Source organism: Pseudomonas sp. UFMG81, assembly GCF_015354575.1.
In the GTDB taxonomy this organism is placed as follows: Bacteria; Pseudomonadota; Gammaproteobacteria; order Pseudomonadales; family Pseudomonadaceae; genus Aquipseudomonas.
In genome coordinates, this window is record NZ_JACAFQ010000018.1 from 1 (window position 1) to 14,158 (window position 14,158).

13 protein-coding genes are annotated in these 14,158 nt (G+C 65.8%); 3 read left to right on the forward strand and 10 right to left on the reverse strand.

The features are described 5' to 3' along the window. Nucleotides 1-455: 455 nt before the first annotated feature. Nucleotides 456-1,469: a transporter gene (locus IX761_RS15465; protein ID WP_194790440.1), complete on the forward strand. Its 1,014-nt coding sequence runs from the start codon at nt 456-458 to the stop codon at nt 1,467-1,469. Between the two features lie 81 nt (nt 1,470-1,550). On the opposite strand, the gene cprA is transcribed toward IX761_RS15465, so the two are convergent. Then, nucleotides 1,551-2,708 carry a cationic peptide resistance protein CprA gene (gene cprA, locus IX761_RS15470; protein ID WP_194790441.1) on the reverse strand — a complete coding sequence of 386 codons (1,158 nt, stop codon included), beginning with the start codon at nt 2,706-2,708 and terminating at the stop codon, nt 1,551-1,553. A gap of 462 nt (nt 2,709-3,170) precedes the next feature. Then, the gene (locus IX761_RS15475) at nt 3,171-4,001 is read right to left on the reverse strand and encodes an alpha/beta fold hydrolase (RefSeq protein WP_194790442.1); all 831 of its coding nucleotides are present in this window, start codon (nt 3,999-4,001) and stop codon (nt 3,171-3,173) included. A gap of 123 nt (nt 4,002-4,124) precedes the next feature. On the opposite strand from IX761_RS15475, the gene IX761_RS15480 reads away from it, so the two are divergent. Then, nucleotides 4,125-4,565 carry a MerR family transcriptional regulator gene (locus IX761_RS15480; RefSeq protein ID WP_194790443.1) on the forward strand — a complete coding sequence of 147 codons (441 nt, stop codon included), beginning with the start codon at nt 4,125-4,127 and terminating at the stop codon, nt 4,563-4,565. Between the two features lie 18 nt (nt 4,566-4,583). Here the strand turns inward: IX761_RS15480 and IX761_RS15485 are convergent, their stop codons facing one another. Then, on the reverse strand, nt 4,584-5,555 hold the full coding sequence (locus IX761_RS15485; RefSeq protein WP_416366790.1) for an acetoacetate decarboxylase (ADC): 972 nt from the start codon (nt 5,553-5,555) through the stop codon (nt 4,584-4,586). A 328-nt stretch (nt 5,556-5,883) separates the two neighbouring features. On the opposite strand from IX761_RS15485, the gene IX761_RS15490 reads away from it, so the two are divergent. Then, a complete protein-coding gene (locus IX761_RS15490; RefSeq protein ID WP_323744574.1) occupies nt 5,884-6,954 on the forward strand; it encodes a DUF4434 domain-containing protein in 1,071 nt (356 codons plus the stop codon). Here the strand turns inward: IX761_RS15490 and IX761_RS15495 are convergent, their stop codons facing one another. The 7 genes from IX761_RS15495 to IX761_RS15525 are packed head-to-tail and all read right to left on the reverse strand — an operon-like array spanning nt 6,955 to nt 14,158. Further along, nucleotides 6,955-8,082, reverse strand: coding sequence for an acyl-CoA dehydrogenase family protein (locus IX761_RS15495; RefSeq protein ID WP_194790444.1), 1,128 nt, complete (start codon nt 8,080-8,082; stop codon nt 6,955-6,957). Nucleotides 8,083-8,088: 6 nt separating this feature from the next. After that, entirely contained in the window at nt 8,089-8,736 is a 648-nt protein-coding gene (locus IX761_RS15500) for an alginate O-acetyltransferase AlgF (protein ID WP_194790445.1), read from the reverse strand. Further along, complete coding sequence (locus IX761_RS15505; protein WP_194790446.1) at nt 8,733-10,205, reverse strand: AMP-binding protein; 1,473 nt, start codon at nt 10,203-10,205, stop codon at nt 8,733-8,735. The genes IX761_RS15500 and IX761_RS15505 overlap by 4 nt, the downstream gene beginning before the upstream one ends. A gap of 33 nt (nt 10,206-10,238) precedes the next feature. Then, a complete protein-coding gene (locus IX761_RS15510; protein WP_194790447.1) occupies nt 10,239-10,472 on the reverse strand; it encodes an acyl carrier protein in 234 nt (77 codons plus the stop codon). Nucleotides 10,473-10,491: 19 nt separating this feature from the next. Further along, nucleotides 10,492-12,063, reverse strand: a complete 1,572-nt coding sequence (locus tag IX761_RS15515) for an MBOAT family O-acyltransferase (RefSeq protein ID WP_194790448.1) — start codon at nt 12,061-12,063, stop codon at nt 10,492-10,494. Further along, nucleotides 12,053-13,180, reverse strand: a complete 1,128-nt coding sequence (locus IX761_RS15520; protein WP_194790449.1) for an alginate O-acetyltransferase AlgX-related protein — start codon at nt 13,178-13,180, stop codon at nt 12,053-12,055. Before IX761_RS15520 ends, IX761_RS15515 begins: the two co-directional genes overlap by 11 nt. 3 nt (nt 13,181-13,183) lie before the next feature. After that, nucleotides 13,184-14,158 carry an alginate O-acetyltransferase AlgX-related protein gene (locus IX761_RS15525; protein WP_194790450.1) on the reverse strand — a complete coding sequence of 325 codons (975 nt, stop codon included), beginning with the start codon at nt 14,156-14,158 and terminating at the stop codon, nt 13,184-13,186.

Below are 14,158 nucleotides of genomic sequence, written 5' to 3' on the forward strand. Positions count from 1 at the left end.
CGCCTCCACCATGACCGCCACCGCCACCGCCACCGCCGCCGTCCTTCGCCAAGGCACTCGAGAACGTGCCCAGGCTGTCCGGCAGCAGGACGGTCGATGCCGAAAGAACCCCACCAATCGCCAGCACCCACAGGTATTTGTTCAACTGCATGATGATCTCCGCTCAGCGTTGCCTGCTCTGTCGCGCAGGAAGGCCACAGCCGTTGGACCTCGACCGCCTGGCGGGCGGTCGCCAGATGCCTGGCATGGTCCTGGAGCACGATCCTTCGAAGGCCGTCGGCCGGTTGTCGCGGCGATTGCCGCTTTGCCAGTTAGCGTAGTTTGTAATACGCCGTAACAACTACCGGCTATCAGCGTTGTCTCGCGCTGCCCCCCGGAACGTCACGTAACTGTCATGCGGCGTTACCTAATATGACACTTCTCTTCCCCGGGACCCGCCGAGGTCGTTCCGTCGCATGCTCCCAGCCAACCCGCAAAACCCTGAAACCGACCTGCACGGCCTGCTCTATGCCTTCGTGTTCCGCCCTGGCCACCCCGGCCGCGAGATCGATTCGGCGCAGGCCATGGCGCACCTGCAGGCGGCGCCCAACGAGCAGTTCCTCTGGCTGCACCTGAACCTTGCCCATGCCGCCTGCGAGCGGTGGATGAAAAGCCACCTCGACCTACCCGAAACCTTCTTCGAAACCCTGCGCGAAGGCTCACGCTCCACCCGCATCGAGCACACCGACGGCGCCTTGCTGGCGGTGGTCAACGACCTGGTGTTCAGCTATGGGGTGATGTCGTCCGACGTTTCCACGTTGTGGGCCTGCGCGCGCAGCCGCCTGCTGGTGAGCGCGCGGTTGCAGCCGCTGCACTCGGTGGACGAATTGCGCTCATCGGTAAAGCGCGGGGAGTGCTTCGGTTCCACCGTGCAACTGTTGGTGCACCTGGTGCGTGACCAGGGCGATTTGCTGACCCGGGTGGTGCGCGAAACCACGCTGAAGATCGACCGTATCGAAGACCAGCTGTTGTCGCTGCGCCTGAGCGACAACCGCGCCGAGCTTGGCAGCCTGCGCCGGGTGCTGGTGCGTCTGCAACGCCTGCTGGCGCTGGAGCCGGGCTCGCTGCTGCGGCTGCTCAACCGCCCGCCGGAATGGCTGCGTGAGGAGGATATCCGCCAGCTGCGCGCCTCCACCGAAGAGTTCTCGGTGATCATCAGCGACCTCACCAGCCTGGTCGAACGCATCAAGCTGTTGCAGGAAGAGATAGCCGCCAAGCTCACCGAAGAGAACAACCGCACGCTGTTCACCCTCACTGTGGTCACCGTGCTGGCGTTGCCGATCAATATCATCGCCGGCTTTTTCGGCATGAACGTCGGGGGCGTGCCTTTGTCGGACGACCCCCACGGCTTCTGGGTGCTGGTGGCGCTGGTGGTGACTTTCACACTGATCGCAGGGCGTTGGGCGTTTCGCAAGCGGGGTGATTATTGAATGCGGCCGTTAGCAAAAAAAGGCCCGGGGCAGGCTGGAACCTGGCCCGGGCAAGCGCGTGCGACGGAGAAGGGGCGGGCGTTACTTGAAGTCCCACTGCATCTGGGTGGCGATGCTGACGTCGTTGGATGACTTGACGCACACGTCCAGGTAGTCAGTAAAACGTGGCGGCATGGCGATGCCCTCGGCCAGCAGGCGGCTGTTGTCGAACAGGTAGTTCAGGTCGGCGAAGCCGCTGTACAGGCGCAAGGCACGCAGCACCAGGCGCGGGTTGGCCGGGCCGATGCGGGTTTCGAAGCTGCCGGCCAGTGATTTCAGGTCATCCACATCGACCTTGCGGTAGCGCTCGCCGACCGGCTCGGCGCCGTTGGCCAGGGCGAACGCCTGGTCGATCTCGGCGAAGGTGCAGGCCGAACCGTGCCCGGCGGAGATGTGGTAGAGGTCGTGGTTGAGCGTGGGCTTGCGCGCCAGGCCGATCAGCGCCGCGGCGCAGTAGTCCACCGGGACCACGTCGATCTGCTCGTCGAGCCCGCAGGTGAAGCTCTCCAGCGCAAAGCCCATGCGGAACACCCAGAAGATGCTGCCGGAGGCCTGGCAGCCCAGGCGGCTGTGGCCGACCACGATGGACGGGCGCGCCACCACCAGTGGCAAGCTTGGCAGCTCGTCGCGCAGGCGTCGTTCGATCTCGGCCTTGGAGGCGGTGTAGTCCACCAATTGCTGTTCGGCCTCGGGGAACTCCCACGACTCGCTGATCGGCGACTGGCGCTGCGGGCCGCAGCACATCGCCGTGCCCACGTGCAGGAAGCGCTTCAGGCGGGCGGAGTGGCTGAGCACCTTGGCGAAGGCGAAGGTACCCTCGACGTTGACCGGCCAGATGGTCGGGTTCTTCGAGAACGAAGCGACGGCGGCGCAGTTGATCACCCGGTCGAATTGCAGCAGGCGCGGGGTTTCATGCGCCAGCCATGCAGTGTCGAGCAAATCGCCGCAGATGATCTGCGCTTCGTCCAGTGCCAGGCAGTCGGCCTGGCTGACGCCATGCTGGCGCAAGTTGCCACGCAGCCGGTCGAGGCCCTGCCAGGGTGTGTCGGCGCGGACCAGGAAGGTGAGGGCGGGGCCCTGGCCATCGGCGATCAGCTGGGCGGCGACCGACCCACCGAGGAACCCCGTGGCGCCGGTCAACAGGATGTGCTCGCAGGCGTCGGCGGCGGCGAATACTTCACCGTGGTTAATTGCGTTCATGGTTTACCTCGAGAATGGGATGTCGCGCAGTGAACGTGATGCACGGTCAACGTGGCGTGAAAAGAGTGTGAGCAATAAATGGATGCGCTGCTGCCTGGGGGCCGATTAATTAATCTCGGTGATGGCAAACGTTAATAAGTCGCAGAAACCTTGGCGCCCCTGCAAAGCCTGTGGTTAGGCGTTTGCAGCCAATGGCGGCGGGCTATTGTCACTGCCTGGGCGGGACGTTTCAATCAGCCAGGCAAGCAAAAATGGGAGGAATGCGTGAAAGAATTTTAATAAGTGATGGGCAAGGAACAGTTCATGAATGAATTTATATTTTTATTTAACTTTGAAGGGGTTCAGGTTGCATTCAGGTAATGCGCTTTTATATGTGTTAGTGCAAAAGCGTGCTGCTTTCAATGCACGTGGCATTGATGTTTTGCCGGGCGGAGTACAAATGTGCTCCACCCGGCAAAATGATCAGCTGCGTATGAAGGCCAGCAAATCGGCGTTGATCACATCGGCATGGGTGGTGGGCATCCCATGGGGGAAGCCAGCGTAGGTTTTCAGCGTGCCGTTGGGCAGCAGCTTGGCCGAGAGCGGCCCAGAGTTCTCGTAGGGCACGATCTGGTCGTCATCGCCATGCATCACCAAGGTGGGCACCGTGACTTTCTTCAGGCTTTCGGTGAAGTCGGTCTGGGAGAAAGCGACGATGCCGTCGTAGTGGGCGATGGCGCAGCCCATCATGCCTTGTCGCCACCAGTTGAGGATCACCCCCTGGTCGGCCTTGGCACCCGGGCGGTTGTAGCCATAGAAGGGGCCGGCGGGAATGTCGTGGTAGAACTGCGCGCGGTTGGCCTTGAGCTGCGCCTGCAAGCCATCGAACACCGATTTGGGCAGGCCGCCGGGGTTGCTGGCGGTCTGCACCATCAATGGCGGCACCGCGGCGATGAGGGCCGCCTTGGCCACCTTGTCCTCGGGGTGGCGGGCAATGTAGTGAACCACCTCGCCACCGCCGGTGGAGTGCCCGACATGCACGGCGCCCTCGACCCCCAGGTGCTTGACCACGGCCGCCACGTCATCGGCATAGTGGTCCATGTCGTGGCCGCTCCAGACCTGGCTGGAGCGCCCGTGGCCGCGGCGGTCATGGGCCACCACACGGTAACCCTGGGCCAGGAAGAACAGCATCTGCGCATCCCAGTCGTCAGCGCTCAGCGGCCAGCCATGGTGGAAGAAAATCACCTGGGCATCGCGGGGGCCCCAGTCCTTGTAGAAGATCTCGACACCTTCTTTGGTCGTGACATATCCCATTTTGCGTCTCCTTCGATGAAGTCAGCAGGTAGCAGCCGGCCAATGCATGTCAGCATCGCCTGGCCGCGCAATCACTCTAGGGTTAAAGTGCGCTTCAAGGTCAACACAGCTGCGAGGTGCCGAATGAGAATAGGAGAGTTGGCGAAAATCACCGGCCTGGCGCCGTCGCGCATTCGTTTCTACGAAGCCAGCGGGCTGGCCCTGTCGGTGGCGCGCAAGGCCAATGGCTACCGTGATTACTCGGCGGAGGCGGTGTGGGTGCTGGAGATGATCGTCAATGCCCAGGCGGCGGGGTTCTCCCTGGATGAGATCCGCCAGCTGCTGCCGGTGAGGACCAACGGCTGGCGGCACGACGAACTGCTCGAAGGCCTGCAACGCAAGGTGCAGGAGATCGAGGCGCTGCAGCAGCGCCTGGCGCGCAACCGGGAACAGTTGCTGCTGGTGATCGACGGCATCCAGAGCAAGCCCGAGGGCATGCCCTGCGCCGATAACAGCCAACGGGTGCTGGAGCGCCTGCGTGAAGAGATGGCCGCGAACAAGGCAGGCGCCGCGCCAGGCAAGTGAGACCGGCGCCTGCTGCTGTCAAAGGTCTGCGTTGAGGGCCGCCAGGGGTTTGGGCGCATACAGGGCGCTCTGGAACTCAGGCACGTATTCATATTTCACCATCCGGCCCAGGCCGAGGCTGCGGATGTAGCGGGACAGGCTGCCGTCGCCCAGCGTGAGGCTGGCCGAGTCCGCGCTCATGCTCGAGGCATGCGCCATCTGGCGCGAAGTCGCATGGCCGTAGGCCAGCTGGCCGTTGTGGTCGAGGTTGGTGAAGCTGTTTTCAACCAGGCCGATCGTATGGGAGAGGTCGTCGAGCTTTTTTCCGCTGAAGGTCACGTCCACCTTGCCAGTCTGGCTGTCGGTGAGGGTGTAGCTGACTGCGCCAGCCTCCTCGCGACGGTCGATACCCGTCAGCCATTTCGGCAGGTTGTAGCCCACCACACCGCGCACGCGGGCCAGCTCGGTGTTCACCGGCAGCTTGAGCACGTAGCCCCAGAAGTCCTTTGATAACGCCTGGCCGACCAGGGTGAATGGCCCGAGCGATGTGTTGCCTGGCTTGCTGGTGATGATCGACAGCGCCACTTCGTTGTAGCTGTCGTTGTCGCAGTAGTCGTAGGTGTAGGCGGTGAACGCCACCAGGCCGCGCCCTGGCCAGACCTGCAAGGGCTGCACCTGCGCCAGCACCTCGGCGGGCATCAACGCACGCAGGCGCTCGAGGTCGGCGGTGTAGACGGCGGTGATCCGGCTGTTGCGGTAGTAGAAGTTGGGTGAGTACGACTCGAAGCCCATGTCCACCTTGGTTTTGTCCAAGCCCTTGAACCAGGTCAGGTCCAGTTCGGGGGCTTCGGCCTGGATCACCGACAGTGGCGGGTTGGAGCGGTAGCGATCGTACAGCCCGCCCTTGAGCACCGGCACCGGGTGGCCGGCGATGTCGATCTGGGTGGTTTCGGCGTGGAGGGAGGGGGCGAGCAGGGCGCCGGCCAGGGCGGTGACGGTTGCGAGTTTCACTGATCAGGTTCTCCAGGGGTGTGCCCGAGGCGGGCGGCGAGATGACCTTAACTTTCAACTCGACTTCAAGGTCAAGCGATGAGTGGCGCCATGAGTGGGTGAGTCTGGTGGGAGCGTGCGCCATCCTGTGGGAGCTGGCTTGCCGGCGATAAGGCCGCTGAGTTATTCATACAATTTCATGGGTTTGCCGTGCTCTGTAGGAGCGGCCTTGTGTCGCGAACGGGCTGCATCGCAGCCCCAGCCATGTGTGTCGCACCACCGATCGCCGGGGCCGCTTTGCGGCCCGTTCGCGACACAAGTCCGCTCCTACAGAAACCGTTGCTCCCTAGTGCTCTGCGCCCAAGCACAGCGCTGGGGTAACAGCAGAACAGCGAGATTTCGGGTAGGCTGCGCACCTTCACCGCCGCGCCATGAAAAGGACATCACCATTTCCGCCGCCACCCTCAGCCGCCGTCATCTGCTGTGCCTGCTGGCCAGCGCACCGATCCTCGCCAGCCTGCCGGGCTGCACACGCTCCACCGGCCTGCAAGGCAGCTTCCTGCAGCTGTGGAAGAGCCACGCCGAGCTCGACGCCAAGCAATGGCAGCAACGCCTGGCGGCCATGGCCGACATGGGTTGTCGCACCCTTACCGTGCAGTGGGTCGGGTTGATCGGTGGCGAGTCGCCGTGGATGATCCCTGACGCCATGCTGCGCACGGTCTTCGACATCGTCCATCAGCAGGGCATGCAGGTACAGGTTGGGCTGCCGTTCGACAATGCCTGGTGGCAGGCGCTGGCGGCGGACGAGACGGGGCAAGCGCGGTTCTTCGACAAGGCCCTGGGCGAGGCGCAACGCTACCTGGCCGGCGCACCCTGGCCACAGCACCGCGCCTTCGCCGGCTGGTACATCCCTTACGAGCTGGAGCAGTACCACTGGGCCACCGCGGCCAGCCAGCAACGCCTGGCCACCTGGCTGAGTGCGCTGGCCGACAGCATTCGCCAGCACAGTGACCGCACCCCGTCGATTTCCACCTACTACAGCGTGTTGCCCACCGAGGGCTCGCTGTTGCAACTGTGGCGCACGCTGCTTGACCGCACCGCGTTGCGCCCGGTGGTGCAGGACGGCGTTGGTGTCGCCGGTTGGGCCAACGTGCAGGCCATCGAGCCGCTGTTGCTGGAACTGCGGCGGCGGCGCGTGCCGTTCGATGTGGTGGTGGAACTGTTCGAACAGTTGCCGTCGGAAAACAACGACGGCAGCGATTTCAAGGCGCGCTCGGCCGATTACGCGCGTGTGCAGCGCCAGCTGGAGTGGGCGCGTACCACTGGCGCCGAACAGGTGGTGGCATTCGCCCTCGACCCTTGGGCGCTGGGCGATGACCCGCGCGCCCGCAGGCTGCGTGAAGACTGGCTGCGCGGTTAGTCAGAGGCTGCGGCCGATGATCTCGCGCATGATCTCGCTGGTGCCGCCAAAGATGCGCAGCGCCCGGGCATCGGCCCAGGCCCGGCCGATGCCGTACTCGCTGCTGTAGCCATAGCCCCCGTGCAGTTGCAGCAGCTGGTCGAGGATCTGCCCTTGCAGCTCGCTGGCGTTGAGCTTGGCCATGGCTGCCACCACTGGGTCCAGGCGCTCTTCGATCAACTGGCGGGCGCAATCGTCGAGGAATACCCGCAGCATGGTCAGGCGCGACCGGGCGTCGGCGAGGATGAAGCGGTTGTGCTGGTGGTCGCTGACGCGCTTGCCAAACACCTTGCGTTCGCGGGTGTAGGCCAGGGTCTGCTCCAGCATGCCTTCGGTGTGGGCAGCGGCGCGCAAGGCGATGGCCAGGCGTTCGCGGGCCAGCTCCCGGCCCAGGTATTCAAAGCCGGCATTCTCTTCGCCCAGCAGGCAGTCGGCGGGCACGCGCAGCTGGTCGAAGAACAGCTCACAAGTGTCCTGGGCGTGCTGGCCGATCTTGCTCATCGCCGGGCCCTTGCTCAGCCCGGGCAGGTTCGCCTCCACGCAGAACAGCGACAGGCCGCGCGCGCCAAGGTCTGGCTCGGTGCTGGCGACCACGATGATCAGGCCTGCGTTGACGCCATTGGTAATGAAGGTCTTCTGGCCATCGAGCACATAGTGCTCGCCATCGCGCCGGGCGCGGCAGCGTATGGCCTTGAGGTCGCTGCCGGCGCCCGGCTCGGTCATGGCGATGGCGCCGATCAGTTCGCCGCTGGCCATCGCGGGCAGCCAGCGGTCCTTCTGCGCCGGGGTGCCGAGGTTGTACAGGTACGGCGCGACCATGTCGGAGTGGATCGAAAAGCCGATGCCCAGGCAGTTGGCCCGGGCCAGCTCCTCGATCACCACCATGGCATGGCCGAAGTCGCCGCCGGCACCGTAGGGGGCCGGCAGCGCCGGGCACAGCAGCCCTTGGGCGCCGGCTTCGCGCCACAGCGAGGCGGGGGTGATGCCGTTACGCTCCCAGCCTTGGTAGTGGGGCAGGATGCGTTGCTCGACGAAACGCCGGACCTGGTCACGGAACAGCTGGTGGTCGTCACGGAACAGTGTGCGCATGCGGGGTTACCGGGAGTAGGGCGCGGTGCGGCTGAGTTCGCCGCGCAGCACCGGTTGGCTGGCGCTGCCGGTGAGGAACAGCGCGTAGTGATCCCCCGGTTGCAAGGGCGGAAGGTCCAGGGCCTTGGCCTGTATCCCGCTGCAACCGGCGCTGAGTGTGGCGCTCACTGGGTTGATCGCCCGCGCCTGGCTGGTGTGGGTGGTCACCTGGGCGAACAGCGTCGGGCCGCCTTCGACCTGCAACTTGCCCGTCGGGCAATCGCTGGCGAGGTTGTAGAAGCGCAGCTCGGCTTTCAAGGCATCGTCGCTGGCGGCACTGTCGTCCAATACCTGCAGCTTGCCCTCATGCAGCACCAGGCTTTGGTAGCTGTCGGCGGCCACGGTGAGGGTACCGGCGGGCTTGCCGGCGATGACCACCTTGAAGGGCTCACCGCCCTTGACCACGTTGTAGGCACTGGCCTGCGAGCCCGCCTCGATACGTTGCGCCGGGTTGTGGCCGACCTGCACCTGCAGGGCGCCGTCCGCCGGTTGCAGCACGCGGACGAAGGCCGAGCCCGCCGGTGGGCGCGGCGCATACAGCTGGGCCAGCTTGCCCTCGGCCAGGGCGGCGCCGGGCAGCAGCAGGGCGGTGGTGAGCAGGGCAAGGGCTTTCATACGGTCTCCTTGGGGCGTTTGGCCCGGGTTTGCTGGTACAGCTCGGCCAGGCGCTTGCGGTCGACCTTGTCGGACAGCGTGGCGGGGAAGCGGCCGCAGGCCAGTAGTTCGGATGGAATCATGTAGGGCGGCAGGCTGGCGGCCAGGCGTTGTTTCCAGTCGGCCAGCGCCGCCGGCAGCGGGCCGAGGGTCACTGCCGGCAGGTGAGTAGGGGTCTCGACGAAACCGATCATGCGCACCAACGTCCCGTCCGGGCGACGCAAGGCGATGGTGGCGGCGTTGTCGACCCCTGGCAGGCTGGTAAGCCCGGCATCCACTTCGCCCAGTTCGATGCGGTAGCCGTGCAACTTGATCTGGTCGTCGCGCCGGCCGTGGAAGAACACCCGGCCTTCATCGTCGATCTCGGCCAGGTCGCCGCTGCGGTAGGCGCGCTTGCCGTTGTGCTCGAACAGCACGGCCTCGCTCAGGTCCGGGCGATTGAGGTAGCCATGCATCACGTGGTCGCCGGCAATGCACAGCTCGCCGTTGTCGATGAACAGCTCGGCATAGGGCTTGGCGCGGCCGATGGACAGCGGCTGGGCACCGTTCTCCAGTGGCGGCAGGATTTCGATCCAGGTGGTCGAGCAGGTGGCTTCGGTCGGTCCGTAGGAGTTGATGATCCGCGACTTGGGGAAGCGCGCCCACAGCTGGTTGGCCAGGGTCGGGGTCAGCGACTCGGCACCGAACACGAATACCCGCAGGTCGGGCAGGTGACTGGCATCGAAGGCGTCATTGAGCAACTGCTGACGGACGAAGGACGGCGTCGAAGCCCATACCTGTACCTGGCTGTCGGCCAGGTACTCGACAAAACGCTCGGGGTCGCCGATGACCTCGCGTGGGCACAGCACGCACTGGCCGCCCAGGGCCAGCGCGCCACACAGGTCGAACAGCGAGAAGTCGAAGCTGAACAGCATCTGGTTCATGAACCGGGAGCGCTCGCCCAGGCCCAGGCAGTCGCGGATCCAGCCGGCGAACAACGCCAGGCTGTCGCGGCCGATCTGCACGCCCTTGGGGTCGCCGGTGCTGCCGGAGGTGAACATGATGTAGGCCAGGCTCGGTTCGGCCAGTGGCGCGGCGCTCGGCATGCCGGCACGAAAGCAGTCCTCGGCGGCGTCATAGCAATGCCCGGCACCCACCAGCTCGATGATGCGCTGCAACCGCTGCGGTGGGTTGATGCTGTCCAGCGGCACATAGGTCACGCCCAGGCGCAGGCAGCCGAGCATGGCGACGACGAATTCGATCTGCTTGTGGCCGCTGAGCACCAGCGCGGTACCGGGCAGGATGCCCTGCGCGCGGGCACGCAGCGCCCAGGCCTCGACGGCCACCTGCAGACCGGCCCAGTCCAGTAGCTGATGGGCGTCGCGCAGGGCAGGGGCGTCGGCGCCCTGGTGGCAGTTGGCGAACTCACAGCGGTCGAAATCGAAGTGCATCCGGCACTCTCCTGGGCGGTGGCCTGTGCAGGCTTAGCGGTTGTTGTGGATGAAGGCGGCCAGGGCGTCGATCGACTCCAGGTGCTCGTCGATCTCGGTAGGCGGCACCTTGCAGCCGAACGCGTTCTTCACCGCCATGACGATGTCCACGGCGGTCATCGAGTCGACCAGGCCGGACTCGATCAGCAGGTCGTCGTGGGCAACCGAAGTGCCGATGACGTTTTCGATGATCTCGGCCAGTTGTTGCTTGAGGGTGTCGTCGCTCATTGCATTCGCTCCGTTAAAGTCAGAATTGGAAGTACAGGAAGCGGGCTTCCTTGTGCAGGTTCATCAGGCACAGCAACAGCAGCAGGCTCATGATCGCCAGCCACTTGAGGTTCGGTGCCCAGCGCAGCGCGGCCGGGCCGTCGAGTTGCGCGCGGGCCAGGGAAGGCGAGAAGCCGCCCATGATCTGTTGCGAGTTGGGCAGGCACCAGGCCACGGCGAGTACCGCCAGCACGTGCAGGGCTTCGAGGTGGCGGCCGACCAGCAGGCGCCAGGCGTCACCCCAGGCGATCCCGGCCGGGTACAGGACTTCGGGCAGGCTGCCCAGGCCACGCAGGCCGAACATGCCCTCCACCAGCAGCACCGCATCCTGGGTGGATTCGGCGCGGAAGAACGCCTGGGCGACGATCACCGCGGCGAAGGTCAGCAGTACGCACGCTGCCACCTTGAGCGGGTGCTGCTTGCCCTTGGCGGTGTGGCGGCCGACCACGAAGATGCGCCAGGCGTGGTTGATCGACAGGTACGCGGCATGCAGCAAACCGAAGATCAGGAACTGCGCCCCGGCGCCGTGCCAGATGCCGGCCAGGCCCATGGTGAAGGTGGTTGGCAGGATGATCGCAGCAGCGAAGCCGCCCGGCGTCGCCGCGCCCTGGGTACCGACCGGCAGGCCACGCTTGCCACGCCACTCCGACACCGCCATGGCCACCGGGTAATACAGGTAGGCGGTCAGGTAGCGGGTCAGGGTCATGTGCCAGCGGGCCCAGAAATCGATGATATTGCTGGCCTTGTAGGGCGAGTTGAAGTTGAGCGGGAAGCGGATGCCAAACATTTTGGCCAGGCCCAGGGCCATGTCCGAATAGCCCGAGAAGTCGAAGTACAGCTGCAGCGCATAGGCGATGCCGGTGCCCCAGGCCGCCCAGAAACCCAGGCTGGCGGGGTCGGCGAAGCCGGCATCGGCATAGGGGGCGATCGGGTCGGCCAGCAGTACCTTCTTGGCCAGGCCGATGACGAACAGCATGCCGCCGACGCTGAGGTTCTCGGCCCGGAAGCGGTAGGTATCCGCCTTGGCGAACTGCGGCATCATCTCTTTGTGGTGCAGGATCGGGCCGGCGATCAGGTGCGGGAAGAAGGTCACGAACAGCACGTAGCTGAGCAGGCTGCGCTCCTTGACGATGCCGGCGCGGCAGTCCAGCAGGTAGCCGATCTGGGTGAAGGTGAAGAAGCTGATGCCCAGCGGCAGGATGATGTCGTCCAGGCGGTTGCCTGCCAGGCCCCAGTCCTGGGCGAAATTGACCAGGGTGACGAAGTACTTGTAGTGGAACAGCAGCGCCAGGTCGGCGATCACCCCGGCGCTGGTCACCAGCAGTTGCGTGCGCCCACGGGTACTGAGGATCAGCAGGCTGACCAGGTAGTTGAAGGCGATCGAGCCGATCAACAGCAGCACGAACTGCGGGTTCCACCAGCCGTAGAAGACGATCGAGGTCAGGCACAGCCACAGCGCGGCGCCGCGCAGGCTACGGGCGGCGATCAGGTAATGCGCGGCCAGGGTCAGCGGCAGGAACAGCAGCAGGAACAGGTAGGAGTTAAAGAGCATGGTCGGCCTGCGGTTCAGGTAGCGTTGCCAGCACGGCGCGCTCGTCCGCGGTCAGCGGCAGCGACAGGGCGCTTTCGGAGAATTCCCAGATCACCAGTTTCAGGCTGGCAGGCCAGCGCTCGCGCTTGAGCAGCGCCGCTTGCAAGGCGCCACTGAACTGGCCGCCGTCCAGGCTCTGGTTCCACACCTGCTGGCCGAGGTTGCGGCCCAGGCGTTCGGCGAAGGCGCTGCGCCGGCCGTTGGAGCTGCCGGCCAGCAGTACCTGCACCGGCGGGGTGTCGTCGAGCAGGCCACCGCCGCGTTGCACCTGGATCTGCTCGGGGTGTTCGGTTTCCAGCGCTGGGCGCCAGGCCGCCGGGGCATGTTCGAGGCCGGCCAGCACGATCAGGTCGCCCATGCGGGGCTGGGCCGCGCCCGGCGGCGCGCTGCTGAACAGTTGGTCGCGCTTGCCGGCTAGCAGCGGCAAGGCGCTGGCTGCCACGGCATCGGCGGCGCGTTGGGCGCCATCGGCGTTGAGGTGCACGTCGGTGTGGAAGAAGCGGGGGGTGGACTGGCCGTCATGGGCCAGGGCCGCGCCAAGGTCGACGTAGGGCACCGCGAGGCTGACCAGGCTGGCCTGCCACTGGCCCAGGCGTGCCTGCAACTGCGGCGACTGGCGCAGGCCGCAGAGGGCCTGGGGTTCGATACGCGCTTTGTCCGGCACCGCCACCAACAGCACCTGCAGGCCCTGGCCTTGCAGCTGGCCGACCCAGTGGCGCATCAGGCGCAGGCGCGCTTCATAGGCGCCGTTGACGCCCGGCTGGGCACGCAGGCCATCGCGGTAGAACAGCCAGCCCGGGCAGCCCTGCACCACCTGGTCGCCCAAGTCGCCCAGCAAGCGGTAGCGGGCGGCGGCGCTCAGGGTGTCGGCGTGCTGCTGCAGCGTGGGCTGCAAGGCATCGCCCAGGGCCTTGCCGGCTTCACCGTCGAGCCAGGCGGCAGGCCTTAGCTGCGCAGCGTCGAGCTGGCTGCCATGGAGCATCCACAGGCCGCAGGCCTGGCCCAGCAGCAGCAGGGCGATCACCGCGGCGGTGTAGCCGCGATGCGAGGGCGTGGCAGGGGTAGCCTGGTCAGCCATGGTTCACTTACCGACGGCGGCGCGCAGGCGCTGGCGCCAGGTGTCGGCGCCCATGATCGAGGCGTTGTCCCACAGGCCGCTGGCCTGGGGGCCTTGGGCATAGGTGGGTTCGAACATCTGCCACACCAGCACTTGCGGCGGGTTGCGCTTGAAGTCTGGCGATTCGAGGTATTCGAGCAACATGATCCACTGGCCGACATTGCCGGGCTTCCAGTTCACCGACACCGGACGGTCGAGGCTGTTGGAGAGCTTTTGCGGGAAACCGAAGTACGGCTGGACCATGCTGTGGCCCGTCACGTGCAGCGGCGCCGGGGCATCGTCGAGCAGGCCGTTGGCGGCGGCCTGGCGGCGCACGGTGAACGTTTCGCGACCGGTTTGCTTGCGCTGCTCGGGGGTGAGGAAGCGTTCGGCCAGGTCGCCGTAGCGGCGCTCCTTGAACTCGCTGCCCAGCACCATGCCGCTGCCGGCATTGCCCTTGAGCGTCGGCACATCGCGCTTGGCCTGCGCGGCGGTGGCCACGGCGGTGGCGTCGGCGGCAGCCTGGGTCCAGTGCTGGTCGGTGCGGTAGAAGACCTCCTGGCCGCCGGCCTTGACCTGGCGCAGCACGGCTTCGTCATCGATGGCGCTGATACCCGCCTTGCGCAGGCTGGCCAGGATGGTCTGGTAGCGCTGTTGCACAGGGGCGCTCAGGGCTTTGCCGGCAGGCAGCTTGTCCTGGTAGAAGCGGGTCTTGTCGGGCAGCACCAGCACCTGTAGTTGCACACCACGGGCGGCCAGGGCCTGCTGGGCGTCCTTGATCAGTGCGGTGGAGGCTTCGATGCCACGGCCATCGACTTCGGTCAGGCTGCCCCAACCGGGGAACAGCCAGCCGTCGTTGCCGCGCAGGACGATCGATGAGTCGTCGGCCTGCGCGGTCGGCAGGGCCAGGCCAGTCACCAGCAGCGCGGCGACGAGGCTTTTGAGGGAGCGGTTGAGCAT